The following is a 1,012-nucleotide window of genomic DNA, read 5'->3' as shown; positions in this document are numbered from 1 at the left end:
GTGGCTGAAGCGCTTTGCCCATTGGCTTTTCAGTACGGACCACATCCAAGTGCGCTACGAGATCCTGTACGACGGCGTCGACATCCGCAGGCTCTCACCAGGGACCCGTGGGATCGTCTTGTTGCTGCTGTACCTTGCTCTCGATGACGCCGACGACCGGCCGCTGATCATTGACCAGCCCGAAGAGAACCTCGATCCGAAGTCTGTTTTTGACGAGCTGGTCTCCCTCTTTATCGCTGCGAAATCGAAGCGCCAGGTGATCATGGTCACGCACAACGCTAACTTAGTGATCAACACAGATGCCGACCAGATCATCGTGGCCAGCGCGAGCCCACCAGCCGTCGGCGGAGGCTTGCCGTCTTTCACATATACGTCTGGCGGATTGGAAGATGCGAGCATTCGGCAGGTTGTCTGCGACATTCTGGAGGGCGGCGAAAAAGCGTTTCGCGAGCGCGCGCGCCGCTTGCGTGTCAGGCTTGAGCGCTGATAGATTGGTTGCCGGCCGGCTCGCACGGTCGCGCCGGCAAGCAAAGCTGCCGCACGTCAGCGGAAATTCCTGCTCCGCGTCTTTAACTCGCCAAGCAGATCCGTCCGATCTTCCAGGTAGCCGGCGATCAGGTTGCAGACGCCGTCGGCGCGCTGCCAGCGCCCTTTCACGCCCATCAGCCTCGCGCCCATCATGGCCTGCCGATGCTTCTCCCAGATAGCGCGGTGGCAGATGACCTGGACATCGCCATGCTCGTCTTCCAGGCTGATGAAGACCATGCCGTTGGCCGTCTCCGGCTGCTGACGCGTGATGACGATGCCGGCCGTGTAAACCTCCCGGCGATCAGGCGCCATCGCGAGGTCTGCAGACGTCTTGATGCCGAGCGCCTCCAGATCGCGGCGCAGCAGCGCCAGCGGATGTGAGCGCAGGGTGAGCCCCACGGACGCGTAGTCGTGGACTACCGCCTCTCCCTCGCTGGCCTCCTCCAGTTCGAGGTAGTCCTCGTCGATGGGCGCTCCCTGCAGC

At 62.4% G+C, this 1,012-nt stretch carries 1 protein-coding gene and 1 pseudogene; one reads left to right on the top strand and one right to left on the bottom strand.

The window, feature by feature from the left end:
* Positions 1–487 (top strand): AAA family ATPase (locus ACXJKR_RS33415; protein ID WP_457326518.1); only part of this gene is annotated, 487 nt, incomplete at its 5' end.
* Positions 488–543: 56 nt separating this feature from the next.
* On the opposite strand, the pseudogene ACXJKR_RS33410 reads toward ACXJKR_RS33415, so the two are convergent.
* Positions 544–1,012, bottom strand: a pseudogene (locus tag ACXJKR_RS33410) (error-prone DNA polymerase); the annotation flags it as partial.

This window comes from Roseateles sp. P5_E11 (assembly GCF_054049355.1).
Note: the sequence above shows the minus strand (reverse complement) of the source record. Positions and strands in the feature narration are given on the sequence as shown.